Origin of the sequence: Pseudomonas sp. HAR-UPW-AIA-41, from assembly GCF_002304225.1 — a bacterium.
In the GTDB taxonomy this organism is placed as follows: domain Bacteria; phylum Pseudomonadota; class Gammaproteobacteria; order Pseudomonadales; family Pseudomonadaceae; genus Aquipseudomonas.
In genome coordinates this window covers 127,396-153,327 of the sequence record NZ_NSLB01000001.1, presented here as the reverse complement: position 1 = coordinate 153,327, position 25,932 = coordinate 127,396, and the positions used below count along the sequence as shown (strand labels likewise).

Annotated in this window: 16 protein-coding genes and 4 pseudogenes; 11 read left to right on the top strand and 9 right to left on the bottom strand. The window is 64.5% G+C overall.

The features are described 5' to 3' along the window. The first annotated feature begins 53 nt into the window (after nucleotides 1–53). Nucleotides 54–1,766: a proline--tRNA ligase gene (locus CK486_RS00670; RefSeq protein ID WP_095938381.1), complete on the top strand. Its 1,713-nt coding sequence runs from the start codon at nucleotides 54–56 to the stop codon at nucleotides 1,764–1,766. Nucleotides 1,767–1,771: 5 nt separating this feature from the next. Next, nucleotides 1,772–2,728: a hypothetical protein gene (locus tag CK486_RS00665; RefSeq protein WP_095938380.1), complete on the top strand. Its 957-nt coding sequence runs from the start codon at nucleotides 1,772–1,774 to the stop codon at nucleotides 2,726–2,728. 8 nt (nucleotides 2,729–2,736) lie between these two features. Here the strand turns inward: CK486_RS00665 and CK486_RS00660 are convergent, their stop codons facing one another. Beyond that, the gene (locus CK486_RS00660; RefSeq protein WP_095938379.1) at nucleotides 2,737–3,012 is read right to left on the bottom strand and encodes an acylphosphatase; all 276 of its coding nucleotides are present in this window, start codon (nucleotides 3,010–3,012) and stop codon (nucleotides 2,737–2,739) included. Between the two features lie 5 nt (nucleotides 3,013–3,017). Beyond that, the gene (locus tag CK486_RS00655; protein WP_095938378.1) at nucleotides 3,018–3,479 is read right to left on the bottom strand and encodes a TlpA disulfide reductase family protein; all 462 of its coding nucleotides are present in this window, start codon (nucleotides 3,477–3,479) and stop codon (nucleotides 3,018–3,020) included. Nucleotides 3,480–3,509: 30 nt separating this feature from the next. Here CK486_RS00655 and CK486_RS00650 point away from each other — a divergent pair. The 5 genes and pseudogenes from CK486_RS00650 to CK486_RS00630 all read left to right on the top strand — a co-directional run. Further along, a pseudogene (locus tag CK486_RS00650) lies at nucleotides 3,510–4,163 on the top strand (PilZ domain-containing protein); the annotation flags it as partial. Nucleotides 4,164–4,197: 34 nt separating this feature from the next. Continuing rightward, nucleotides 4,198–4,551, top strand: a pseudogene (locus CK486_RS00645) (thiamine phosphate synthase); the annotation flags it as partial. A 17-nt stretch (nucleotides 4,552–4,568) separates the two neighbouring features. Continuing rightward, nucleotides 4,569–5,852: a glutamate-1-semialdehyde 2,1-aminomutase gene (gene hemL / locus CK486_RS00640; protein ID WP_095938377.1), complete on the top strand. Its 1,284-nt coding sequence runs from the start codon at nucleotides 4,569–4,571 to the stop codon at nucleotides 5,850–5,852. A gap of 76 nt (nucleotides 5,853–5,928) precedes the next feature. Next, the gene (locus CK486_RS00635) at nucleotides 5,929–6,477 is read left to right on the top strand and encodes a tetratricopeptide repeat protein (RefSeq protein ID WP_095938376.1); all 549 of its coding nucleotides are present in this window, start codon (nucleotides 5,929–5,931) and stop codon (nucleotides 6,475–6,477) included. A gap of 197 nt (nucleotides 6,478–6,674) precedes the next feature. Continuing rightward, the gene (locus CK486_RS00630; RefSeq protein WP_095938375.1) at nucleotides 6,675–7,262 is read left to right on the top strand and encodes a TIGR00730 family Rossman fold protein; all 588 of its coding nucleotides are present in this window, start codon (nucleotides 6,675–6,677) and stop codon (nucleotides 7,260–7,262) included. Nucleotides 7,263–7,310: 48 nt separating this feature from the next. Here CK486_RS00630 and CK486_RS00625 read toward each other — a convergent pair. After that, nucleotides 7,311–8,087 (bottom strand): annotated as a pseudogene (locus CK486_RS00625) (mechanosensitive ion channel family protein); the annotation flags it as partial. A gap of 250 nt (nucleotides 8,088–8,337) precedes the next feature. Here CK486_RS00625 and ppk2 point away from each other — a divergent pair. The 3 genes from ppk2 to CK486_RS00610 all read left to right on the top strand — a co-directional run bounded on the left by ppk2 (nucleotide 8,338) and on the right by CK486_RS00610 (nucleotide 11,986). Beyond that, the gene (ppk2, locus tag CK486_RS00620) at nucleotides 8,338–9,156 is read left to right on the top strand and encodes a polyphosphate kinase 2 (protein ID WP_095938373.1); all 819 of its coding nucleotides are present in this window, start codon (nucleotides 8,338–8,340) and stop codon (nucleotides 9,154–9,156) included. 90 nt (nucleotides 9,157–9,246) lie between these two features. Continuing rightward, entirely contained in the window at nucleotides 9,247–10,281 is a 1,035-nt protein-coding gene (locus tag CK486_RS00615) for an extracellular solute-binding protein (protein ID WP_095938372.1), read from the top strand. A 13-nt stretch (nucleotides 10,282–10,294) separates the two neighbouring features. Beyond that, on the top strand, nucleotides 10,295–11,986 hold the full coding sequence (locus CK486_RS00610; RefSeq protein WP_095938371.1) for a GGDEF domain-containing protein: 1,692 nt from the start codon (nucleotides 10,295–10,297) through the stop codon (nucleotides 11,984–11,986). Nucleotides 11,987–12,005: 19 nt separating this feature from the next. Here CK486_RS00610 and CK486_RS00605 read toward each other — a convergent pair whose 3' ends face one another. The 4 genes from CK486_RS00605 to CK486_RS00590 all read right to left on the bottom strand — a co-directional run bounded on the left by CK486_RS00605 (nucleotide 12,006) and on the right by CK486_RS00590 (nucleotide 21,240). After that, nucleotides 12,006–12,923 (bottom strand): transglutaminase family protein, encoded by a 918-nt coding sequence (locus CK486_RS00605; protein ID WP_095938370.1) that lies wholly within the window; start codon nucleotides 12,921–12,923, stop codon nucleotides 12,006–12,008. A gap of 7 nt (nucleotides 12,924–12,930) precedes the next feature. Beyond that, nucleotides 12,931–15,417 (bottom strand): circularly permuted type 2 ATP-grasp protein, encoded by a 2,487-nt coding sequence (locus CK486_RS00600; protein ID WP_095938369.1) that lies wholly within the window; start codon nucleotides 15,415–15,417, stop codon nucleotides 12,931–12,933. 51 nt (nucleotides 15,418–15,468) lie between these two features. Further along, nucleotides 15,469–18,795 carry a DUF2126 domain-containing protein gene (locus tag CK486_RS00595; protein WP_095938368.1) on the bottom strand — a complete coding sequence of 1,109 codons (3,327 nt, stop codon included), beginning with the start codon at nucleotides 18,793–18,795 and terminating at the stop codon, nucleotides 15,469–15,471. A 132-nt stretch (nucleotides 18,796–18,927) separates the two neighbouring features. Then, entirely contained in the window at nucleotides 18,928–21,240 is a 2,313-nt protein-coding gene (locus CK486_RS00590; protein WP_095938367.1) for a YgiQ family radical SAM protein, read from the bottom strand. 181 nt (nucleotides 21,241–21,421) lie between these two features. Between CK486_RS00590 and CK486_RS00585 the strand changes: the two genes are divergently transcribed. Further along, on the top strand, nucleotides 21,422–23,320 hold the full coding sequence (locus CK486_RS00585) for a diguanylate cyclase (protein WP_095938366.1): 1,899 nt from the start codon (nucleotides 21,422–21,424) through the stop codon (nucleotides 23,318–23,320). On the opposite strand, the pseudogene alr reads toward CK486_RS00585, so the two are convergent. Both alr and dnaB read right to left on the bottom strand, forming a co-directional pair. Continuing rightward, nucleotides 23,321–24,393: pseudogene (gene alr, locus CK486_RS00580) on the bottom strand (alanine racemase). A gap of 88 nt (nucleotides 24,394–24,481) precedes the next feature. Next, entirely contained in the window at nucleotides 24,482–25,879 is a 1,398-nt protein-coding gene (gene dnaB / locus CK486_RS00575; protein ID WP_095938365.1) for a replicative DNA helicase, read from the bottom strand. Nucleotides 25,880–25,932 lie beyond the last annotated feature (53 nt).

Genomic DNA, 25,932 nt, shown 5'->3' with positions numbered 1-25,932 from the left:
GCCGTACAATGCCGGGCACCTCCCGCCTATCGCAACCGACAGAACGGCCAAACATGCGTACCAGTCAGTACCTGCTCTCGACCCTCAAAGAAACCCCGTCCGATGCCGTGGTGATCAGTCACCAGCTGCTGCTGCGTGCCGGCATGATCCGCAAGCTCGCCTCGGGCCTCTATACCTGGCTGCCCATGGGCCTGCGCGTGCTGCGCAAGGTCGAAGCCATCGTACGCGAAGAAATGAATGCCGCCGGCGCTCTGGAAGTGCTGATGCCGCTGGTCCAGCCCGCTGAGCTGTGGCAGGAGTCCGGTCGCTGGGAACAGTACGGCCCCGAGCTGCTGCGTCTGAAGGACCGTCATGGTCGCGAGTTCTGCGCCGGCCCGACCCACGAGGAAGTCATCACCGATCTGGCCCGCAACGAGCTGAACAGCTACAAGCAGCTGCCGATGAACCTGTACCAGATCCAGACCAAGTTCCGCGACGAAATCCGTCCGCGCTTTGGCCTGATGCGCGGTCGCGAGTTCATCATGAAGGACGCCTACTCCTTCCATCTGGACCAGGCTTCCCTGCAGGAAACCTATGACCGCATGCACCAGGCCTACTGCAACGTATTCACCCGCCTGGGCCTGAACTTCCGTCCCGTGCAGGCCGATACCGGCTCCATCGGCGGCACAGGCTCCCACGAGTTCCATGTGCTGGCCGAATCCGGCGAAGACGATATCGCGTTCAGTGACACCTCCGACTATGCCGCCAACATCGAGAAGGCCGAAGCGATTCCACGGGAAACCGTGCGTGGCGCGGCCACCGAAGAACTGCGTCTGGTCGACACACCGAATGCCAAAACCATCGAGGAACTGGTCAGCCAGTTCGGCATCGCCATCGAGAAGAGCGTGAAGACCCTGGTGGTTCACGCCGCCGAGGAAGGCAAGCTGATCGCCCTGATCGTGCGCGGCGACCACGAACTCAACGAGATCAAGGCCGCCAACCATGAGCTGGTCGCCAGCCCGCTGGTGTTCGCTTCGGAAACCGAGATTCGCGCTGCCATTGGCGCCGGCCCCGGCTCGCTGGGCCCGCTGAATCTGCCGTTCAGCTGCGTGATCGACCGCAGCGTCGCTCTGATGAGCGACTTCGCTGCCGGCGCCAACATCGACGACAAGCACTACTTCGGCCTGAACTGGGAGCGCGACCTGCCGCTGCCGGCGGTTGCCGACCTGCGCAACGTGGTCGCCGGCGACCCCAGCCCGGATGGTCAGGGTACCCTGGTGATCAAGCGCGGCATCGAAGTCGGCCACATCTTCCAGCTCGGTACCAAGTACAGCCAGGCGCTGAACCTGTCGGTTCTCAACGAGATCGGCAAGCCGGTGATCCTGACCATGGGCTGCTATGGCATCGGCGTGTCGCGCGTAGTGGCCGCTGCCATCGAGCAGAACTACGACGAGCGCGGCATCCTCTGGCCCAAGGCCCTGGCTCCGTTCCAGATCGCACTGGTGCCGATGAAGTACGAGAACGAGCAGGTCAAGGCCGCTACCGACAAGCTGTACGCCGACCTGACCGCCGCCGGCTACGAAGTGCTGCTGGATGACCGTGACAAGAAAACCAGCCCCGGCGTGAAGTTTGCCGATATGGAACTGATCGGCATTCCGCACCGCATCGTGGTCAGCGAGCGCGGCCTCGGTGAAGGTACCCTTGAGTACAAGAACCGTCGCGCTGGCGAGAACCAGAACATCGCCATCGGTGACATTCTCGACTTCCTGGCCCAACAGACCTGCTGATCGCCATGCCCACTCGCTGCCTCCTCCGCCTGACAGCTGCTGCCACCCTGGGTGGCAGCCTTCTCCTCAGCGGCTGCGCCAACCAGTTGCCGCAACGCAGCGATCAGGAGGCACGCAGCGAGCGCAAGCTGCTTGAACACAGCCTGAGCATCGACGTGGGCGAACCAGCCACGCTGGAGCTGCCACAACGGCGCATCCGTATACAGGAACAGAAGACCTTTGCCGTCACCGACTACGAGGTCACCCGCCGTTACGACCGCTACACGCCCTATCAGGCCTGGCGCGAGCTGTATGAGGTACCGCTGGGGGCCGTGGCCGTGGTTGCCGGGGTCGGCGCCAACGTTCTGAACGTGGTATTGCTCGGCAATGTGCCGGAAAGCGCTACCCGTGGCTGGATCGAATACGGCTTTGCCGGACTTAATCCGGCGATGAACGTCGAGTCCAACGGTCGCGCCGAACAGAACCTGGCGCTGCTCAGCGACAAGCGTCTCGACCAACGCACCGAATACACCACCCTGCCCTGGGCAGAACGCCCGGTGCAGGTCAGTGCCGGCAAACAGTCCTTCGAGCTGACCACCGACCGCAGGGGCATCCTGCATCTCAATCTGCTCGACGGCCCCTTTGCCGAACAGGACGCCAGCCGCATCGGCAAGCTGACATTGCGTGTGGAAGCGCCAGAAGATGGCAGCCACAGCGAGGCCAGCCTGCTGGTCAGTCGTAACCTGCGCGGTAAGCTGCAGGAAGCCCATGCGCTGATTTATGACGACCTGGAAGATGATGACGTCGAGCGCTGGGTGCACCGGGTTCAGCGCCTGTCCCAACTCGGGCTGGAAGAGGAAGCCAGCGAGCTGGAACAAAGCCTGATCGAGCTGACGCGCAATGATCCCGAGCTGCAGAAAGAGTTTCTCGACCTGCTGCTCAAGAAGGCAGGCCGACTGGCCGCTGACCCCGGAGCCGAGTAGCTCAGCGTTTAGCGACGCACGATGAAACCGGCAATCCCCTGCAGCGGCGCCTCGCTGACCTCCAGCCCACTGACTTCCGCCTGTTGCGGCCCTTGCTGCAACCAGTGCTGCAGGCGCTCTACGGCCTCGGCCTCGCCCTCGAACAACACCTCAACCCGACCATCGGCCAGATTGCGCACCCAGCCATCCAGATCCAGCGCATCGGCCTGTTCTTGGGTTGCCTGGCGGAAGTACACACCCTGCACCTTGCCGCTGACGTAGGCATGCCGGCACTGTCTGGTCATTGCTGTCACTCCTCTTGCTGCAACTGCGCCAGTCGCGCCTGCAATCCCGCGGAGGTCTGCTCACCCAGTAACTGATCGCGCACACGCCCCTGCGGGTCGATCAGATAGGTCGAGGGCAATGCATCACTTCGCGGCAACTTCAAGCGCTCGGCTGGATCCATTGAAAGCACGCTGTAGCGTATGCCCAACTGCTCGGACGCCTTGAGCAACTCCTCGCCCTGCAAACCGTCGTAGTTGACACCGAGAACGGCCAGATCAGGACGACCAGCAGCCAGTTGGTTCAACTCAGGCACTTCCTTACGGCACGGCCCGCACCACTCGGCCCAGTAATTGATGACCAACCAGCGATCTTGCAGTTGTGCTGCAGATACCATTCGGCCATGCTGGTCAGTACCATAGTCCTCACTGCACGCCGTCAGCCAGAAGCTGCCTGCGATCATCACGATAGTCTGGAGCTGCTTTCGCATGCCTTTATTCCTCGTTGAAGCGGGGTGGTTATGACCCTGGATGCCCTGCGCCTGGAAGTGCCGGACATACTGGAAGAAAACGCCTTGCCGCTGGCGACTTTGCCAGCCTGCCTGCTGCAGGCTCGCGGCCAGGCCCAGGACGCCGCATTGCGCGAAGTCCTGGAGCTGTTGTTCCGCCTCAACCGCAGCGCGCTGACCTTACTGGAAAGACAGCGAGTGCTGCAAAACTTCAGTGATGAGTACCGTCATTACGCCAGCGCCTATCAGGATGGCAACCCACCGCCACTTCTGTTTCTGCGCCTCTGTCATGAGCTGGCAACCGGGTTCAAACGCCTGCTACTGCAGATACTACAAGGGCGCACACCCTCTAAGCCTCACCTGGCCTGGTGCTTGTATATGGCCCAGCACTTCCTTGCCCAGTGCGTGATGCGCCACTACCAGCTGTATCAGGAGCCGCCCCGTGGCCTTTGGCTGGATAGCCACCTGCTCTACTGGATCGGCGAGCACCAACAGTGCCTGGACGAGCACGTTGCGGCAGCCTTCCAGCCTATCCCGGCTTGCACCTTGCGCGGCATTTACCAACAGATGCTGCTGTTGGCTCTTAGCAATCCGTTTCATCTGGCCGAAGGCGAATGCCCACGCCTGTTCGCAGCCCTCGCTCCTTTTGCAGATCTGGCTCGCCTACTGCCGGTGGAAAGAGCGACGGCTCGCTGGCCGCGCCCGCGCCCTGCTGGGCCGCAAGGCGATCATCGGAGCCACCTGCCACGCCCAGCTTGAGCTGGCGGCCAGCGCCAGCAGCGAAGGCGCCAGCTACCTGGCCTTCGGCCGTTTCTTCAATTCGCAGACCAAACCCGGCGCGCCTGCCGCCAGCATCGAACTGCTGAGTCAGGCCCGCGCCCAGTTCAATCTGCCGCTGGTGGCCATCGGCGGCATCGACCTGAATAACGCCGGCCAGTTGATCCGCGCCGGCGCCGATCTGCTGGCCGTGGTCCACGCCCTGTTTTCTGCCCCCTCCGCTGCCGAAGTGGAGAGGCGCGCGCGCGCCTTCAGCGCGCTGTTCCCCTCATCCTGATTCGAGAGAGAGCTTCCATGTCCCGTTCCGAAACCCTGTTTGCCAATGCCCAGAAGCACATCCCCGGCGGCGTCAACTCGCCGGTACGCGCCTTCAGGAGCGTTGGCGGCACGCCGCTGTTCTTCAAGCACGCCGAAGGCGCCTATGTGATCGACGAGGACGACAAGCGCTATGTCGACTACGTCGGCTCCTGGGGCCCGATGATCCTCGGCCACGCCCACCCGGACGTGCTTGATGCGGTACGCAACCAGCTGCAGCACGGCCTGTCCTACGGCGCGCCGACCGCCATGGAAACCGAGATGGCGGACCTCGTCTGCAGCATCGTGCCGTCCATGGAGATGGTACGCATGGTCAGCTCCGGCACCGAGGCCACCATGAGCGCCATCCGCCTGGCCCGTGGTTACACCGGCCGCGACGCCATCATCAAGTTCGAAGGCTGCTACCACGGCCACTCCGACAGCCTGCTGGTCAAAGCCGGTTCCGGCCTGCTGACCCAGGGCGTACCGAGCTCGGCCGGCGTGCCGGCAGATTTTGCCAAGCACACCCTGACACTGCCCTATAACGACATCGCCGCCGTCGAGAAGACCCTGGCCGAAGTCGGCCAGAGCGTGGCCTGCATCATCGTCGAACCGGTGGCCGGCAACATGAACTGCGTGCCGCCGGCGCCGGGCTTCCTCGAAGGCCTGCGCGAGCAGTGCGACAAGCACGGTGTAGTACTGATTTTCGACGAAGTGATGACCGGTTTCCGCGTTGCCCTGGGCGGCGCCCAGGCGCACTACGGCGTCACCCCGGACCTGTCGACCTTCGGCAAGATCGTCGGCGGCGGCATGCCGGTCGGCTGCTTCGGTGGCAAGCGCGCGATCATGGGCTGCATCGCTCCGCTCGGCCCGGTCTACCAGGCCGGCACCCTGTCCGGTAACCCGCTGGCCATGGCCGCTGGCCTGACCACCCTCAAGCTGATCAGCCGCCCGGGCTTCCACGCCGAACTCTCCGACTACACCACCCGCCTGCTGGCCGGTCTCAAGGAGCGCGCCGATGCCGCCGGCATCCCCTTCGTCACCACCCAGGCCGGTGGCATGTTCGGTCTGTACTTCAGCGAAGCGGCCGATATCGTCACCTTCGATGACGTGATGGCCAGCGATGCCGAGCGCTTCAAAAAGTTCTTCCACCTGATGCTGGAAGGCGGCGTGTACCTGGCACCGAGCGCCTTCGAGGCCGGTTTCACCTCCATTGCCCACGGCGATGCCGAGCTGAAGCTGACGCTGGATGCCGCCGAGCGCGCCTTCGCCCAGCTCAAGTGATGCTTGGTCCGGTCGCCCGCACTGCTCCATAATGACGGCAGTTGCGGCCGACCGGCCGAATCAGACGGAACCGCCCATGAACGGCACCTGCCGCGCCCTGTTGATCGGGGTGGCCCTGACACTCTCGCCAAGCCTGCTACTGGCCGAAGGCAATTCGCTGCTGGTGCCGGCGCTCGGCCGCTGCACCCTGAATACCGAGGCTGAGCAGCGCGGCGAGGCGCTCGCCGCTTGCGAGGCCTATGCCAAAAGCGGCGACAGCAAGGCCCAGTTCGAACTGGGCGAGTATTACTACAATGGCCAGCTCACCGCGCAGGACCTGCCCCGGGCGCTGGCCTGGTTCGAGCAGGCCTCCCTTCAGGGCCATGCTCAGGCCCAGTGGCGTCTGGGCCTGATGTTCGCCCGCGGCGAAGGCGTCCCGGCCAACCGCGTGCAGGCTTTCATCGTGCTGAAGATGGCGTCCATCAACGGCGCCGAAGAAGCCATGGACAGCGCTGACCAGTTGGCCCAGCAGATGAGCCGCGAAGAGCTGCAGGCCGCCAATCAGGTGCTCAGCCAGATTTTCCGCAACTACCTGCAGGACATCCAGAACCCGGGCAGCGCGCCGGATTTCAGCGTCAAACCCTGACTATTGCGCTGATCGAGACAATCAACCACGCGCACTCTCTGGCTCGACTAGGCTTAAGCCTGTCCCTCCCATGGAGTCAGCGCCATGTTCATTCCCACTGTTCTGCAATGCCTGCTCGCAGCCTACGCCTGCGCCTGTAGCGGCTGTGACGGCGAGTCCAGCGTGCATTGACAAGCACTTGAGGTAACAAGAAGCCTATGCCCCTGCAATCGATCTGCGTGTTCTGCGGCGCCAGTGTGGGGCATGACCCGGCCTACCAGCAGGCAGCCGAGGCTCTCGGCAGAACGCTGGCCGAACGCGGCCTGCGCCTGATCTATGGCGGCGGCGAAGTCGGCCTGATGGGCAAACTGGCCGATGCCGTGCTGGCCGCCGGCGGCGAGGTGACCGGCATCATCCCGCAGAGCCTGCAACGCTCGGAAATCGGCCACAAGGGCTTGACGCGCCTGGAGGTGGTGGACGGCATGCACGCGCGCAAGGCGCGCATGGCCGAACTGAGCGACGCCTTTATCGCCCTGCCCGGCGGTCTCGGCACCCTGGAAGAACTGTTCGAAGTGTGGACCTGGGCCCAGCTCGGTTATCACACCAAGCCCATCGGCCTGCTGGATGTCGCCGGTTTCTACCGGGGCCTCAGCGCCTTTCTCGATCAGACGGTCAGCGCCGGCTTCATCCGCCCGCCTCATCGCGGCCTGCTGCATCAGGCCGAAGACCCGGCACAGCTGCTGGATCTGCTGCAACAGCAACAGGGCTCGGTCACGCCCAAATGGGATGCCCGGCAACCGATCTGATACGCAAACGGGCGGCCTTGGCCGCCCGTCTGGCTACACCTGACGCCATCAGCTCTGCTGCACGATCACCGTCTGCGCCGCCATCGGCGCCGGGAACGCAGCCCCGCCCAGCGCATCCTTGAGCAACTGATTGGTGGCGAAATACACCGGCCAGTAATGTTCGGGCTTGCAGTACGGACGCACCGCCAGCACCGGCCCCACCAGATTGAACTCGAGGATTTCCACGTCCACGGCCGGTTCGGCCAGCACATTGGGCAACTGGGCGATGCGCTCCTTGAGCAGGACAATCGCCGCCTTGTAGTCGGCCGCGCCAGACAGCTGAGCCGTCAGATCGACGCGACGGAACGCCGTGGCGGTGTAGTTCTGGATGTTGTCGGCAAAGATCTTGTTGTTGCCCACCAGCGTCAGCACGTTGTCCGGGGTGGTGATGGTGGTGACGAACAGACCGATCTCCTTGACCGTGCCGGTGACACCGCCGGCGCTGATGAAATCCCCCACCTTGAACGGACGCAGGACGATGATGAAGCCGCCGGCCGCGAGGTTGGCCAGCAGCCCCGACCAGGCCATGCCGATGGCCACACCGATGGCGGCGATCAGGGCGGCAAAGGTGGTGGTCTGCACCCCGAAATAACCGAGGATGCCGATTACCAGAAGGATATTGAGGGTTACGGTGATGAACGAGCCGATGTAGCGCAGCACGGTCGGATCGGCCTGCTGCCGCTCCAGCGAACGCTGCACCATGCTCACCGCCGTTCCGATCAGCCAGCGGCCGATTACCCAGAAGGCAATGGCGGCGAGGATCTTCACGCCGAAACTGGTGGCGTAGTGGATACCCAGATCCATCAGGCTTTGCGCCTTCTCGACAGACAGGTTGTTGAGGCCGATTTCTTCCATGGTCAAGCTCCTGCTGAGTGATCGTAAAGAAGCCAATCCACCCTGAAGAAACTGCCTGCAGTGATCTGGAGCATGGTCAAACGCTCCGGAGCCTCGCTACTCTTGCAGAGTACGTTTTTTACCCGCACCGTGCAGCTCAGGCCTGATGCCAGGGATCTGCAAACCATACGAGGACAACGCAATGAGCAAGCAGCATAAGGACGCGACGCCCGACAAGGCAACCACCGGCGAGAAACTGTCCCGCAAGGCATACGAGAAGGAACTCAAGCGGCTGCACGTGGAGCTGGTCAAACTGCAGAAGTGGGTCCAGGCCAAGGGCCTGAAGGTCATCGTGGTCTTCGAAGGGCGTGACGGGGCCGGCAAGGGCGGCACCATCAAGGCGCTCACCGAACGGGTCAGCCCGCGTGTGTTCCGTGTGGTCGCGCTGCCGGCGCCTACCGAGCGGGAAAAGAGCCAGATGTACGTGCAGCGCTACATCCAGCATTTCCCGGCGGCCGGTGAAGTGGTGATCTTCGACCGCAGCTGGTACAACCGCGCCGGCGTCGAGCGGGTCATGGGCTTTTGCACTGACGAACAGGCCGACAAGTTCCTCAAGGGCGTGCCCCTGGTGGAAAAGGCCATGGTCGAATCCGGCATCATCCTCATCAAGTACTGGCTGGAAGTCAGCCAGGAAGAACAGGAACGGCGCCTGCGCGACCGTATCGAGGATGGCCGCAAGACCTGGAAACTCACGCCCATGGACGTCAAGTCGTTCACCCGCTGGGACGACTACACCAGAGCCCGCGATGCCATGTTCGCCGCCACCGACACCAGCTGGGCGCCCTGGTTCATGGCCCACTCCGAGGACAAGAAACGCGTGCGCCTGAATATCCTCAATCATCTGCTGGAGCAGGTGCCCTACGAGGATCTGCCCGCCGAGAAGGTCAAGCTGCCCAAGCGCGGCAAGCCCAAGGTCAAGGCCAAGCCCTACCCGTTCAAGCTGGTACCCGCACGTTTCTGAGCCCTGCACAGGCAGGCGGAGCCCCCTTCGCCTGCCTGCAGCGGATAAAGCTGGCCTACACTGCAAGAAGTTCCAGCCGCGGGAGCAGTTATGCCACTACGTCAGATGATTCCAGCGCTGCTGCTCGGCCTGCTCAGCCTGCCGCTGCAGGCCGAGCCGCTGCTGCGCATCCTTGCCTGGCCCGGCTATGCCGATGCGGATCTGGTGCGCGCCTTTGCCGAACAGGAAGATGTCGAGGTCGAAGTCACCCTGGTGGGCAGCGACGACGAGCTGCGCCAGAAACTCACCGCCGATCAGGGCAGCCACTACGATGTGATTGCCGCCAACACCTCGGAAATCCGCCACTTCACCGAACAGCAACTGCTCCAGCCGGTGCGTCTGGACAACCTGCCCAACCGTAACCGTCAGTTGCGCCAGTTCCGCCAGCTCAGCGACATCCCGGGCCTGCTCAAGGATGGCGAGACCTATGGCATCCCTTATACCTATGGCGAGATGGGCCTGATCTACAACCGCGACCTGATCAGCACGCCACCTGACTCGCTGAGCAGCCTGTGGGATCCACGCTGGCAGGGGCAGGTGCTGGCCTATGACGGCAGCAGCCACAACTTTTCCCTGACGCGCCTGAAAATGGGCAAGCCGCCCTTCAGCATCCCCCAGGCCGACCTCGGTGAAACCCTGCAGCAGCTGGTAGCCCTGCGCCGCAACGTGCTGGGCTTCTACAGCCTGCCGGAAGAGTCGGTGGCCCTGTACCAGCGGCACAAGGTCGCGCTGATGCTGGCCAACTACGGCCGCCAGCAGCTCAAACTGCTGCGCGATGCCGGGGCCAACGTCGACTACGTACTGCCCCGCGAAGGCGCCCTGGCCTGGCTCGACTGCTGGGCCGTCAGCCGGGCCACACCGCAGCGGGAGCTGGCCGAGCGCTGGATCGACTACAGCCTGACCCCTGCGGTCAGCCGCGCCCTGACCGAGCGCCAGGGCCTGGGCAATACCCTCGAACCCTTGCCCGGCGGCAGCAATGCGCCGCTGCTGATCTGGCTGGAGCCGGTGGAAAACGCCGAGCAACGCGCCCAGCTGTGGCAACGCATTGTCGCCGGCGAGCGCCCGGAGAATCTGACCCGCCCATGAAGCCCTCACCGTCATGAAGCTGGGCATCAGCGTCAAGCTCACCGCCCTGCTCAGCCTGTTTGGCCTGCTGCTGACCGGCCTGGCCAGCTATTACCTGTTCAGCAGCAGCCAACAGATTCTGATCGACTCGGCCAAGCGTGACCTGCAGACCGCCAGCCAGGTACTCGGCCGCAACCTGCAACTGAGCCTGCAAGGCTTTGCCAATGACGCCCGGGTACTGGCCGAGCAGTCGCAACCCCGCGATGTGCTGCTGCAACGTCCAGCCAGCGCCCAGGAAGAGAAAGAGCTGATCGGTCTGTTTCAGGCGCTGCTGGCGGTTCACCCGGAGTACCGGCGCATCCGCCTGATCACCGCCCGTGAGCATGGCCTTGAACGCATCAGCGTCACCCCACAGGGCCCGGCCGATGCCGGCAGTCTGGCGGAGAAAGGCCACTTTCCCTATGTCTTCGAGACACTGCGGCTGGCGCGTGGCGAACAGTACTTTTCCGAGATTGCCCAGCCGAGCAGTGGCTCCGCCGAAGCCATGACCCTGCATATCGGCAACCCGATCTGGGATCAGGCAACAGAACCGCTGGGCCTGATCCTGCTGAGCATCGATGTGCAGGCGCTGTTCCAGCGCCTGGAAAGCGAGCTACCGGAACACTATCAGGTGTTTCTCGCCAACAGTCAGGGCGACCTGCTGCTCTACCCCGACGGCAAAAACCGCCAGGCCAGTGCGCACGGCCCGCAGTACCGACTGCAAGAGGAGCTGCCGCTGACCCGGGAGCTGGTCGAAGGCAAGGCGCAAAACCTGCTGACCCGCCTGCCGGCCACGCGCCGGCAACCGGAGCGAATCGCTGCCTTCACCCGCGTACGCATCGACGAGCGCAGCCCCAACAGCGTGCTGCTGCTCGGCATCGCCATTCCCGAAGCACACATCCTGCGCGAATCCCAGCAGCTCGGGCAGCGCAGTGCGCAGATCGTTGTCGCCCTCAGCGTGCTGACCCTGCTGCTGGCTCTGCTGCTGGCCCGCGCCCTGACCCGCCCGCTGAACCAGATAGGCCTGGCCATGGCCCGCTTCGCCCGCAACCGCAGCCTGCACCCGCTCCCCACCGAGCGTCAGGATGAGCTCGGCAGCCTGGCCCGCAACCTGCGCGAAATGCAGGAAGAGATCCTGCGTCAGATCAGCGAGCTCAACGAAAATCGCATCGAACTGGAGCGCATGGCCCACCACGATCCGCTGACCGGGCTGCCCAACCGCCGGCTGTTCTTCGACCGTCTGGAGCACGCCATTGCCAATGCCAAGCGCAGCGGCAAGCGTGTCGGCCTGCTGTTCGTCGATCTCGATCACTTCAAGGAGATCAACGACGAGCTGGGACATGCCATCGGCGATGAAGTTTTATGCAACATGGCACGTCTGCTCAGTTCAATAACCCGCACGGGCGACACCGTGGCACGTTTAGGCGGCGATGAGTTCACCATCCTCTTTGATCAGATCGAGGATGGCAGAATCCTTACTGGCATTGCCCAGAAGCTCCTCAGCCACCTGCAAAACAGACTGCTGCTCGGGGGCCATGAAGTGCTGGTGCAGGCCAGTCTGGGGATTAGCCTATATCCCGAGCATGGCGACAATGCCGAAAGCCTGGTGCAGAACGCCGACAAGGCCATGTACCGTTCGAAACGCGAAGGCCGCAACAGGGTCAGCCTGGCCAGCCAGGAACCCTGAGTCCTGTACCTGCCTGAATTTACAGCGCCTCCAGCGCTACCTCGCCGGCCGGCAGCACGGTGACGCGCACCTCGGGGTCGTGACTGCCGCCACCGAGAATGACCCCGCGCAGCGGCGAGACATCGGCGAAATCACGCCCCCAGGCCAGGGTGATGTGCTGCAGGTCCGGCAGCAAGTTGTTGGTCGGATCGAAATCGACCCAACCCAGCTGCGGGCAATACACCGACACCCAGGCATGCGAGGCATCGGCACCGATCATCCGCGGCTGCCCCGGAGGCGGCTGGGTCAGCAGATAACCGCTGACATAGCGCGCGGCAAAACCACGGGCACGCAGGCAGGCCAGCATCAGGTGGGCAAAGTCCTGGCAGACGCCGCGACGCCGCTCCAGCACTTCCAGCAGCGGCGTGGCCACCAGCGTCGCCTCGCCATCGTAGGTGAACTCGCGGAAGATCTTGTCCATCAGCGCCGCCACCGCCTCGAGGAACGGCCGCGCCGGTGCAAAGCAGTCCTCTGCATAATCGGCGAAGGCCTGCTTGAGGCGCACAAAGGGCGACTCCACGCGATAGACCGCAGCCTCCAGTTCTGCCTCGCTCAATGGCTGGCCATGGTAGGTCAGCTGCGCCACCACCTGCTCCCAGGCCGGCGAATCCGCCAGGCTGTGCGGCGCGTGGGCGAACACCTCGACCAGCAGGCGCGCATTGACCTGCAGCGCCGCGTGCGGGCGCTCGAAGGCCAGGCGGGTCAGCGGATTGCCGAACACATCCCGGCCATCCTGACGGCGACTGGGCTCGGGCTGAATCTCCAGCTCCTGATACAGGCACCGCTGCCAGGCGCATTCGCGCGGCCACAGGTGCGCCTGCTGCTGGGCCAGCGACACGGGCGCGGCGTAGCGGTACTGGGTGTCGTGGAAAATCTGGTAACGCGCGCTGGCTGTCATGGCCACCTCAACTGGACAGGGTCTGCTGACTGACCGCATCGACATGGGCAAAGTGGCGCAGCGCCAGCCGGTCGGACAGCTCCCCTGCCGCTCCGGAAACGGCCTGCAGCAGATTGGCCAACCCGTGCAGCACTGCCTGCACACCGCTCTCGCCAAACAGCCCACGCGCGTCCAGGCTGCCCAGATCGAAAGCCGCCAGTTGGCCGGCCAGCAGTGTCAGGCTGTGCTCCAGCGGCGTGGCGAAGCGCTCGTCGAGAGCAACCAGCGAACGCTCGACCATGTGCAACTGGAAGCTCAGCGAATGCGGGTTCTGCTCGTCGAACAGCAGCAGATCGAGCACGGGAATCAGCTGCGGTGCCGCCAGGTAGCGCGAACGGTAGGTGATGATGCTGTTGCCCAACTCCAGCAGCCATTCCAGTGCCGCCTGATCGCGGGCTCCTGCGCCGCGCAGAAAAGCCGCCATGCTGTCGGCCAGAAACTGCAGACGCTCGATACGCCGCCCCAGCATCAGAAAGCGCCAGCCGTCGTCGCGGGTCATGTCGTCCAGAGCAAAACCGGTCAGCGCCGCCAGCTGCAGCAGCAGGCGGTTGAGGAAATCCAGCAGCTCGCCAAGATCGCTGTCGCGGCTTTCCAGCGCCTGTGCCTCGCGCTGCAGCTCCACCAGCGCCTGCCAGTTCTCCTGGGACAGCTTGCCGCGCACCTGACTGGCCGACCACTGCAGCCGCTGCAGGTTGCTGCGCAGGCTGAAGGGCCATTCATCGCCCAGCAAAGCCTCGCGCAGACGCTCTTCCAGCCGCTCGCCCGGCGGCAGCCAGCCGGTCTGCTCGCCCAGCGCCAGCGCCGCCTGCAGCGCCAGCGGATCGTCGCCATCGTCCACGTACTGCTCCAGCAGCACCCGCAGCAGGCGCGCGCCGTCATCGCAGCGCTCGCTGTAGCGGCCGAACCAGAAGAGGTTCTCCACCACCCGCGACGGCAAGTAGGGGTCACTGCGGATCAGGTCACGCACACCCAGCGGCTTGCTCCAGTGCCAGGGCTCCTGACCCTGAGCACGCTCGCCCAGCACCCAGGTGTCCTTGCTGGCGCCGCCGCGCTGCATCGACACCACCTCGGCACCGGCCTGGCCGGCCACGCGGGTCAGGCCGCCGGGGAGCACACGGTATCCGTCACGACTGGCCACCGCGTACACCCGCATGCCAATCGCCCGTGGCTGCAGCCCCTGACCATCCCACACCGGCGCCTGCGACAGCTGCGCCAGCTCCTGGGCGATGTAGGCGTAGGGCCTGGCCTTGAGCCGCTCGGCCAGGGCCTGTAGCCCCTCAGCATCCAGATCGCGGCCGAATACCGGCTCGAAACTCTGTGACGGAAACGCCGGCTTGATCACCAGCTCGCCGAGTTTGCCCAGCGCTTCTTCCAGCACCGGCGGCTCACCACACCACCAGGTGGCGATCGAGGGCAGCAGCAGCTCCTCACCCAGCCACTGCTCGGCAATGGCCGGCATGAAACCGAGCAGGCCCGGCGACTCCAGCACGCCGCTGCCCAGGGCATTGGCCACCAGCACACGGCCCTGGCGCACCACCTCGAGCAGGCCAGGCACACCCAAGGCGGAGTCGGTGCGCAGCTCCAGCGGGTCGCAGAAGTCATCATCCAGCCGGCGCAACAGGGCATGCACGCGCTGCAGGCCATCCAGCGTTTTCAGGTAGAGGGTGTCATCGCGCACCGTCAGGTCGCTGCCCTCGACCAGCGGGAAACCCAGCTGGCGGGCCAGATAAAGGTGCTCGAAATAGGTTTCGTTGAAACGACCAGGCGTCAGCAGCACCACCAGCGGCGTTTCACCCTCGCTGGGCGCCTGCTCCCGCAGTTGCTCCTGCAGGGTACGGAAGAAGCCGGCCAGGTACTGCACGCGCAGGTCGCGGTACAGCTCGGGCAACACCCGCGAGACGATCTGCCGGTTCTCCAGCGCGTAACCGGCACCGGAAGGCGCCTGGGTACGGTCGGCCAGCACCCACCAGCGGCCGTCCGGCGCGCGCGCCAGATCCACCGCATACAGATGCAGCCAGGTGTCGCCCGGCACCTGCACGCCCTGACAGGGCCAGAGAAAATTGTTGTGACCGAACACCAGCTCGGCCGGCAGCAACCCGTCACGCAGCAGCTGCTGCGGACCATACAGATCGGCCAGCACACGGTTGAGCAGGCCGGCGCGCTGCGCCACCCCGGCAGCAATGCCCTGCCATTCCTCGGCGTCGATCAGGTTGGGCAGCAGATCCAGCGCCCAGGGCCTGTCACTGCCCTGCGGATCGGCGTAGACGTTGTAGGTCACGCCGTTTTCCTGAATCTGCCGTTCTACCAGCGCCTGACGCTGCTGCAGCTGTGCCGGCGTGCTGCGCGCCAGACTCTCGTGCAGGCGCTGCCAGTGCGGACGCACCCTGCCCCCGGCATCGAGCATTTCATGGTAGGTCGCGTCCGGGCGCGGGTAGTCGGCAAGCAGGTCAGGCATGAACGTCTCAGTAATGCAGCCCCCAGCCCTCCGGCGGAGGGCTGGGTAAGGTCAGGAGCGGCGCAGATCCAGGGTCATCGGCAACTCATCATTGTGCAGAACGGGCTTAGGCGCCAGTGCCCCCGGCGTATGGCCATGGCGGAAGAAGCGCGCCAGCCGACGGCTTTCCGCCTCATAGGCGTTGACCGGCAGGCTCTCGTAGTTGCGCCCGCCGGGATGGGCCACATGGTACTGGCATCCGCCCAGCGAGCGCTGCATCCAGGTGTCGAGCAGGTCGAACACCAGCGGCGCGTGCACACCGATGGTCGGCTGCAGGCAGCTGGCCGGCTGCCAGGCGCGGAAGCGCACCCCGCCGACAAACTCGCCCACCTTGCCGGTCGGCCGCAGCGGCACCGGTACGCCGTTGCACACCAGCTGGTAGCGGTCCGGCGCCATGCCTTCGAGCTTGACCTGCACCCGCTCCAGCGAGGAATCGACATAGCGCACGGTGCCGCCGGCGCTGCCCTCTTCGCCCAGCACATGCCAGGGCTCCAGCGCCTGACGCAGCTCCAGGCTGATGCCCTTGACGTGGAAGTCGCCGCATTTGGGGAAACGGAACTCGAAGTGCGGGGCAAACCACTCGGCGCGCAGGCGATAACCCGCCGCGCCCAGCTCCTGCAGCACATCGGCAAAGTCCTGTTCGATGAAGTGAGGCAAGAGAAAACGGTCGTGCAGCTCGGTGCCCCAGCGCGCCAGCTTGGCCGGCGCGTAAGGGGTTTTCCAGAAGCGGGCGACCAGCGCGCGCAGCAGCAGCTGTTGCGCCAGACTCATCTGCGCATGCGGCGGCATCTCGAAGGCGCGCAGCTCCAGCAGGCCGAGGCGGCCGCTGGCCGAGTCCGGCGAGTAGAGTTTGTCGATGCAGAACTCGGCACGGTGCGTGTTGCCGGTGACATCCACCAGCAGGTGGCGCAGTAGCCGGTCGACCAGCCACGGCGGGCACTCACGCCCTGGCTCGGGCATCTGCGCAAAGGCGATTTCCAGCTCGTACAAGGCATCGTTGCGCGCCTCGTCCACCCGCGGCGCCTGCGAGGTCGGGCCGATGAACAGCCCGCTGAACAGGTAGGACAGCGACGGGTGGTTATGCCAGTAGCTGAGCAGACTGCGCAGCAGATCGGGCCGACGCAGGAAGGGCGAGTCGGCCGGCGTGGCACCACCTAAGACGAAGTGATTGCCGCCACCGGTGCCGGTATGACGGCCATCGAGCATGAATTTCTCGCTACTCAGGCGGGTCAGGCGCGCCGCCTCGTAGAGGAACTCGGTGCGTTCGACCAGCTCGTCCCAGCTCGCAGCCGGGTGGATGTTCACCTCGATGACGCCCGGGTCGGGGGTGACGCGGAAATGCAGCAGACGCGGATCGGCCGGCGGCTCGTAGCCCTCCAGCAGTACCGGGCACTGCAGCTCGGCCGCCGTCGCCTCGATGGCGGCCACCAGCTGCAGATAGTCTTCCAGGTGCGCCAGCGGCGGCAGGAACAGGTACAGGCGGCCACCACGCGGCTCGGCGCAGAGCGCGGTACGGGTGATCCAGCTGGCCGACTGCCCCGGCAAGGGTTTAGCCGAGCCGTTCATGCCCGCCATGCCCGAGGCCGGCGCACTGGACGCACCGAAGCCTTCCGGCCAGACGCCCCTGACCTGCTGACGGATCTGCGCAGCCGGCGGCAGGCTGCCATGGAGCTGCGACGGATCGGCCGGATTGACGTAGGGGTAGTCCGCCTGACTGACCCAGGGCTGGGAATCCAGCGGCAGGCGGTAGCCCAGCGGCGAGTCGCCCGGCAGCAGCCGGCAGTGTTCCTCGCGCAGGTACCAGGGGCCGCTCTGCCAGGCATTGCTGGCCGGGTTACGCGCCAGTGGCAGCACATGTCCGACCACCTGCTCCAGCCCCTGATCGAACACCTTGCGCAGCCGCTCGCGCTCCAGCGGATCAGCCAGACGCGGATCATCCGGGGTGACGTTGGCCGGCAGACGGCGCTCGCGCCACAGGTAATACAGCCAGTCCTCGTAGGCCGGGAACACATGCTCGCCGCTCACCCCAAGGCGCTCGGCCACACAGGCGAGGAACAGAGCCGCCTTACCGGCATCCACGCCGTAGTCGGTCTGCTCATCGGCATACAGCGCCGGGTCCTGCCAGATCGGCTCGCCGTCGCGCCGCCAGAAGCAGTTGAGCGACCAGCGCGGCAGTTGCTCACCGGGGTACCACTTGCCCTGACCGAAATGCACCAGCGCCTGCGGCGCATAGTGTGCACGCAGCCGGTGAAACAGCTCGGCGGCCAGCCGGCGCTTGTTCGGCCCCAGCGCGGCGGTGTTCCACTCGGCATCATCGGGGTAATCGAGGGCGATGAAGGTTGGCTCGCCACCCATGGTCAGGCGCACATCGCCCTGAGCCAGATCGCGGTCGACCTGCTGGCCGAGGCTGACAATCGCCTGCCACTGCTCGGGGCTGTACGGTTTGGTGACACGTGGCGCCTCCCACACCCGCTCGACGCTCATGGCATGGGCAAACTCGCACTCGCACTCGTCGATCAGACCGCTGATCGGCGCGGCCGATGAAGGCTCGGGGCTGCACGCCAGCGGGATATGGCCCTCGCCTGCGAACAGGCCGCTGGTGGCATCCAGACCGATCCAGCCAGCGCCCGGCAGATACACCTCGCACCAGGCATGCAGGTCGGTGAAGTCATGCTCGGTACCGGACGGACCGTCGAGGGATTTCACATCGGCGCTGAGCTGAATCAGGTAACCGGAAACAAAGCGCGCGGCCAGCCCCAGGTGACGCAGCAGCTGTACCAGCAGCCAGGCCGAGTCGCGGCACGAACCGGAACCCTTGCTCAGGGTTTCCTCCGGCGTCTGCACACCGGGCTCCAGGCGGATCAGGTACTGGATGTCGTGGGCCAGCTGCTGGTTCAGCGCCACCAGAAAATCCACGCTGGCCACCGGCTCGCGGGAAATACCCGCCAGGTAGCGGGCAAAGGCCGGCGTGGCCGGCAGCTTCTGCAGGTAGGGCGCCAGCTCCACCGCCTCGCCTTCGGTGTAGGCGAAGGGAATCTGCTCGGCGTAGGGCTCAAGGAAGAAGTCGAACGGGTTGAACACCGCCATCTCGGCGACCAGATCGACCTCGACCTTGAACTCGCCGGTCTTCTCGGGGAACACCAGACGCGCCAGGTAATTGCCCTGCGGGTCCTGCTGCCAGTTGACGAAGTGACCGCCCGGTTCAACCTTCAGGGCATAGGACAGAATGCGCGTACGGCTATGCGGTGCCGGACGCAGACGGACGATCTGCGGACCGAGCTGCACATGGCGGTCGTAGCGATAGTGGGTGACATGGTGCAGTGCGACATGGATCGACACGGCGAGTCTCCTGCGCGGCGGGAATGACTCTGCCAGCGCAAGACTTATGCCACAGGCTCAAACCCGCGCCAGGCGGGCTGCAGCACCACAAGCGCGCCCGACGCCGCACCAGCGGCGGGCGGGCGCACCAAGTTAGCGCGGAGCTACCGGGCGCTTGCCGCCCTTCTTGCCACCCTTGTTGCCGGCGTCCCTGCCGGCGCCGGATTTCTCCGCCTTGCGCCGGGCTTCGGCAGCTGCCTTGGCCTGCTCGCGCTTGTCCCAGGCCTTGCTGCCGTCACTGCCACGCGGCGGCAGACCGGTGTGCTGGGTAAGGATCTTGCCGACCGTCTTGCCCTGAGCACCGACCTTCTTGCTGCCGGCCGGTGTGGAGTTCTTCCGCCGCGCACTCTGGTACTCGTCGGTCTGCGGCTGGTAGGTCGGAATCAGCTGGTGCTTGCCGTTGCCGATCAGGTCGCTGCGGCCCATGCGCTCCAGCGCCTCGCGCAGCATCGGCCAGCCCTTGGGATCGTGGTAGCGCAGGAAGGCCTTGTGCAGGCGGCGCTGCGCCTCGCTCTTGACGATGGTGACGCCTTCGCTCTTGTAGGTGACCTTGCGCAGCGGGTTCTTGCCCGAGTGGTACATGGCCGTGGCGGTGGCCATCGGCGACGGGTAGAACGCCTGCACCTGGTCGGCACGGAAGTCGTTGCGCTTGAGCCACAGGGCGAGGTTCATCATGTCCTCGTCGGTGGTGCCCGGGTGCGCGGCGATGAAGTACGGAATCAGGTACTGCTCCTTGCCCGCCTCCTTGGAGTACTTCTCGAACATGCGCTTGAACTTGTCGTAGCTGCCGATGCCCGGCTTCATCATCTTGTCCAGCGGGCCGCGCTCGGTGTGCTCCGGAGCGATCTTCAGGTAACCGCCGACATGGTGGGTAACCAGCTCCTTGACGTACTCCGGCGACTCCACGGCCAGGTCGTAGCGCAGACCGGAAGCAATCAGGATCTTCTTCACCCCCGGCAGAGCGCGGGCCTTGCGGTACAGCTCGATCAGGGAAGAGTGGTCGGTATTGAGGTTCTCGCAGATACCCGGGTACACGCAGGACGGCTTGCGGCAGTGGCGCTCGATCTCCGGGTCCTTGCATGCGATGCGGTACATGTTGGCCGTCGGCCCGCCGAGGTCGGACACCACGCCGGTGAAGCCCGGCACCTTGTCACGCATTTCCTCGATCTCGTTGAGGATCGATTCGTGCGAACGGTTCTGGATGATCCGCCCCTCGTGCTCGGTGATCGAGCAGAAGGTGCAGCCACCGAAACAGCCACGCATGATGTTGACCGAGAAGCGGATCATCTCGTAGGCCGGAATCTTCGCCTTGCCGTAGGCCGGGTGCGGCACGCGCGCATAGGGCATGCCGAACACGTAGTCCATTTCTTCAGTGGTCAGCGGAATGGGTGGCGGGTTGAACCACACATCCACCTCGCCGTGCTTCTGCACCAGCGCACGGGCATTGCCCGGATTGGTTTCCAGGTGCAGCACGCGGTTGGCATGGGCATACAGCACCGAGTCGTTGCGCACTTTCTCGAAGGACGGCAGACGAATCACCGTCTTGTCGCGCTCCAGCCGCGGGTGCGGCAGCAGCTGCACCACCTTGGCTTCGTTGGGGTCTTCGAACGCGCCCTTCTCCTGCTCGATGGCACAGGCCTGCAGGTCCTGGGTGTTCACATAAGGGTTGATGATCTTGTCGACCTTGCCCGGCCGATCGATGCGGGTGGAGTCGACCTCGAACCAACCCTCCGGCGTATCGCGGCGAATGAACGCCGTGCCGCGCACATCGCTGATGGCCTCGATAGGCTCACCGGCGGCGAGGCGCTGAGCCACCTCGACGATCGCGCGCTCGGCATTGCCGAACAGCAGGATGTCGGCGCTGGCATCGATCAGGATCGAATGGCGAACCTTGTCCTGCCAGTAGTCGTAGTGCGCGATGCGGCGCAGCGAGGCCTCGATGCCACCCAGCACGATCGGCACATGCTTGTAGGCTTGCTTACAGCGCTGGCTGTAGACCAGGCTGGCGCGGTCCGGCCGCTTGCCCGCTTCGCCACCGGGGGTATAGGCATCGTCCGAGCGGATCTTCTTGTCCGCGGTGTAGCGGTTGATCATCGAGTCCATGTTGCCGGCCGCGACCCCGAAGAAGAGGTTCGGCTCGCCCAGCTTCATGAAGTCGGCTTTGCTGGTCCAGTCCGGCTGGGCAATGATGCCGACGCGGAAGCCCTGGGCCTCCAGCAGACGACCGATGATGGCCATGCCAAACGACGGGTGGTCGACGTAGGCGTCACCGGTAACGATGATGATGTCGCAGGAGTCCCAGCCCAACTGATCCATCTCTTCCCGGCTCATCGGCAGGAAAGGCGCGGGTCCGAAGCATTCGGCCCAGTACTTGGGATAGTCGAACAACGGCGTGGCGGCGTGCATGGCGGCGACCGGGACTCAAAAAAACGGGCGCGGATCATAGCACAAAAAATATACAGAACCCGAGTGCAACGCTCGGTCAAGTCGCGTCGCGCTATCGGCCCCGGGCAACTGTGATCACAGACACACAATGTGGTTATACTCGGGCCACCGCCATCCAGACCCGACTTGACTCGGAGATTTCATGCTGCGACGGATTGCCCTGCTTTGCCTTCTGTGCTGCCTGCCATACCAGCAGGCGCAGGCATTGTTGTTGTCAGCCGCCAGCAGTGGCCAGTCGATCAACACCCAGATCGAGTTGCTGGAGGACACCAGCGGCACACTGAACATCGCCGATATGGCCCGCCCTGAGGTGCAGCAGCGCTTCGTGCCGTCGAGCAACAGCGCCAGCGTCGGCCTAAGCCGCAGCGCCTGGTGGATCAAGATCAGCCTGCAGCGCGCCGCCGATGCACCGGCTCAGTGGTGGCTGGAAAACAGCGGCATCACCATCATGGACCTGCGCCTTTACCTGCCCGACGGCAAGGGTGGCTGGATCGAGCGCCTGAGCGGTGAGCAGGTGCCTTATGCCGTCGGCCGCGATCATGAATACCGCCGTCAGGTGTTCCGCCTGCCACTGCTCGATGAGCAGCCGCTGACGCTCTACCTGCGCAGCTACGATCCCCGCGGCAACTCCTTCCCGCTCAAGGTCTGGCAGCTCAGTGACCTCAATCAGTACGCCGCCACCGAGAACCTCGGCCTGGGCCTGCTCTACGGCATCATCCTGGCGCTGATGCTGTACAACCTGTTCATTCTCATCAGCCTGCGCGACGCCGCCTATTTCTGGTACGTGCTGGCCACCGGCTGCGCACTCACCTTCATCCTCAGCATGAGCGGCCATGGCTTCCAGTACCTGTGGCCGGAGCAGGCCGTGCCGTTCTGGATCGACCGCATCACCCTGCCGGCGCTCTGGGCCATTCTGGTCATGCGTTTTACCCAGGAACTGCTGTACACCCGCGACAGCCTGCGCTGGGGCCACTGGCTGCTGAATCTGGGCTGCCTGCTGTATGCCAGCGCCATCCTCATCAACGCCCTTGGCTACCCTCATACCGGTGCGGTGATCATCGCTCTGGCCCCCATCCTGAGCATGCCGGTCGCCCTGATCTGCGCCGCCATCCGTATGCGCCAAGGTTTCTTCCCGGCGCGTCTATACCTGATCGGCTATGGCACCGTACTGGTCAGCACCGCCGTGCTGGTGATGCGCGCCGCGGGCATCATCCAGCCCGGTCCGTTCACGGCCTACCTGTATCCACTGGCCATCGCCGCCGAGTCGATTCTGTTCTCCTTCGCCCTGGCCTACCGCATCCAGATACTCAAACAGGAGAAGGCGGCAGCTCTGGAGGAGGCTGACCGCGAGAAAAGTGCGCGCCTGGAGCAGATGCAGCATTTCGCTGAGGAGCTGCAGGCCGCAGTGGACAGCCGTACCACCGAACTGGAAAGCGCTAATCAGCGCCTGTCGCTACGCGAGCAGGAGCTGCAACACGCGGCCTGGCACGATCCGCTGACCGACCTGCCGAATCGCCGCTACCTGATTGAGCACACCGAAGCGCAGATGGCTGACGCCACTCGCCGTCAGGAAAGTCTGGCCCTGCTGCTGATCGACCTCGACCACTTCAAGCCGATCAACGATACCTACGGCCATGATGCCGGCGACGTCATGCTGCGGACCGAAGCTCTGCGCCTGCGCCAGGTCGTGCGCAGCCACGACATGGTGGCGCGCCTGGGTGGTGACGAGTTCGCCGTACTGATCAGCGGGCCCAATGCCCAGGAACATGCCGTGGAAATTGCCGAGCGACTGATCAGCGAGCTGGCCCAGCCAGTCTCCTATCAAGACCATCAGCTGCAGGTCTCGATCAGCATCGGCATCGCCCTGTTCCCTCAGCAGGCACGCCAGTTCAGCGCGCTGTACAAGACCGCCGACCTGGCCCTGTACAAAGCCAAGAGCTCCGGCCGCAGCAGCTATCGTCTGTTCGGCGATGATGGCGAACTGTCCAGCGATACCTGCCTGCAGCTGGACCTGCTCAGAGTCCCCAGCGGGTTGCTCTGATCAGCGGTAGCGGCGCGGCACCCGCGCCGTGACCTTGGTCAGCAGCTCATAACCAATGGTGCCGCTGGCCTGCGCCACGCGATCGACCGGCAGATTCGCCCCCCAGAGTTCCACCGCATCGCCAACCTGAGCGGTGGGATGATCACTCAGATCAACCGTGAGCATATCCATCGACACCCGCCCCACCAGCGGCACGCAGGCACCTGCAATCCAGACGGGCGCCCTGCCGGCGCATGACGCGGGTAGCCATCGGCGTAGCCACAGCTCACCGTGCCAATGCGCGAAGGTCGTTCAGCCTGCCAGCCGGCGCCATAGCCGACCGTTTCGCCTACGGCGATTTCGCGCACAGCGATCAGTTCGGCCGTCAGACTCATCACTGCTTGCAGCCCCAGCTCGGCGGCGGAAAGCTCGGCGAACGGGCTGGCGCCGTAGAGCATGATGCCGGGACGCAACCAGTCCATGTGCGCCGCCGGAATCATCAGCACGGCGGCCGAGTTGGCCAGGCTCCGCTGATCAAAAGGCAGATCCAGTACATCGAGGAACCGTTCCAGCTGCAGCTCCGTCACGCTGTGGCCGCGCTCGTCGGCGCAGGCAAAGTGACTGAGCAGATTCAGCTCGGCCACCTGCGCGGCCCCTTCCAGGCGGGCATGACAGTCGCGCAGTGCCGCCTCATCCAGCCCCAGGCGGTGCATGCCACTATCCAGCTTGAGCCAGACGTTCACCGGCCGGGCCAGTTCAGAGGCCAGCAGTTGCTCGACCTGCACAACACTGTGCAGCACCACATCCAGCTGCAACTGAGCAGCCATGCGGTATTCACTGATCTCGAAGCAGCCCTCCAGCAACAGTATGCGTGCACTGTCATGCATGGCCCGAACCTGCGCAGCCTCTTCCAGGCAGGCAACGGCAAAGCCGTCGGCATCATCAGCCAGGACCGTCACCACTTCGCGCAGACCGTGTCCGTAGGCATTGGCCTTGACCACCGCAAATGCCTGACGTCCCGGCGCACAACGCTTGGCTACGGCATAGTTGTGCCGCACTGCGGCGAGATCAATGGAAGCAACGAGCGGACGCATGAGGACACCCTAAAACAAACGGGCGCCATCTTAACCGCTGGGCGCCCGTTTTCATTGATCCCTGTGTGGCTATCTCAGCCGCGCGGGGTTATTCGTCATCGTCGAAGTTATAGATACCCGGCGCCAGGTTCTCGAAGCGCGTGTACTTGCCGAGGAACGCCAGGCGGCAGGTACCGATGGGGCCGTTACGCTGTTTGCCGATGATGATCTCGGCGACGCCCTTGTATTCGGTCTCGGGGTGATACACCTCATCCCGGTAAACGAACATGATGATGTCGGCGTCCTGCTCAATCGCCCCGGATTCACGCAGGTCGGAGTTGACCGGACGCTTGTTGGGCCGCTGCTCCAGCGAGCGGTTGAGCTGCGACAGCGCCACCACCGGGCAGTTGAACTCCTTGGCCAGCGCCTTGAGCGAGCGCGAAATCTCGGAAATCTCGTTGGTGCGGTTGTCACCACTGGAGCCGGGGATACGCATCAGCTGCAGGTAGTCGACCATGATCAGCGCCACTTCACCGTGCTCGCGGGCCAGACGACGGGCGCGGGCGCGCATCTCGGTAGGACTGATGCCGGCGGTATCGTCGATGAACAGCTTGCGCTCATTAAGCAGGTTGACCGCCGAGGTCAAACGCGGCCAGTCGTCATCATCCAGCTTGCCAGAACGCACCTTGGTCTGGTCGATACGCCCCAGCGACGAGAGCATACGCATCACGATCGAGTCGCTGGGCATTTCCAGGGAGAACACCAGCACGACCTTATCGGTGCGCAGTACGGCGTTTTCCACCAGGTTCATGGCGAAGGTGGTCTTACCCATCGACGGACGACCGGCGACGATCACCAGATCGGCCGGCTGCAGACCACTGGTCATGCCGTCCAGATCGGTAAAGCCGGTGGAAATACCGGTAATGCCTTCATTGGTGTTGAACAGCTCGTCGATCCGGTCGATGGTCTTGACCAGAATCTCGTTGATCCCCACCGGGCCACCGGCCTTGGGGCGTGCCTCGGCAATCTGGAAGATCTGCCGCTCGGCCTCGTCGAGCACCTCCACGGCACTCTTGCCCTGCGGGGCATAGGCCATATCGGCGATATCGTTGCTGATACCGATGAGCTGACGCAGGGTCGCGCGCTCGCGGATGATCTGCCCGTAGGCCTTGATGTTGGCCACCGACGGGGTGTTCTTGGCCAGCTCGCCAAGGTAGGCCAGACCGCCGACCTGAGCCAGCTGCCCCTCCTTGTCCAGCTGCTCGGACAGGGTCACCACGTCGAAGGGTTCGTTGCGTTCGGCCAGCTTGTAGATGGCACGGAAAATCAGGCGATGGTCGTGGCGATAGAAGTCGCCATCAGAGACGGCATCGGAAACCCGTTCCCAGGCGTTGTTGTCGAGCATCAGGCCACCCAGCACGGCCTGCTCGGCCTCGATCGAATGAGGCGGCACCTTGAGTGCGGCGGTTTCGAGATCGTACTGTTGCGGCAGGCTGATATCGTTCATGGCACCTGAAACTCTCAATCACAGCGGCCCGCGGACACTTGCCCGGGGCTGAA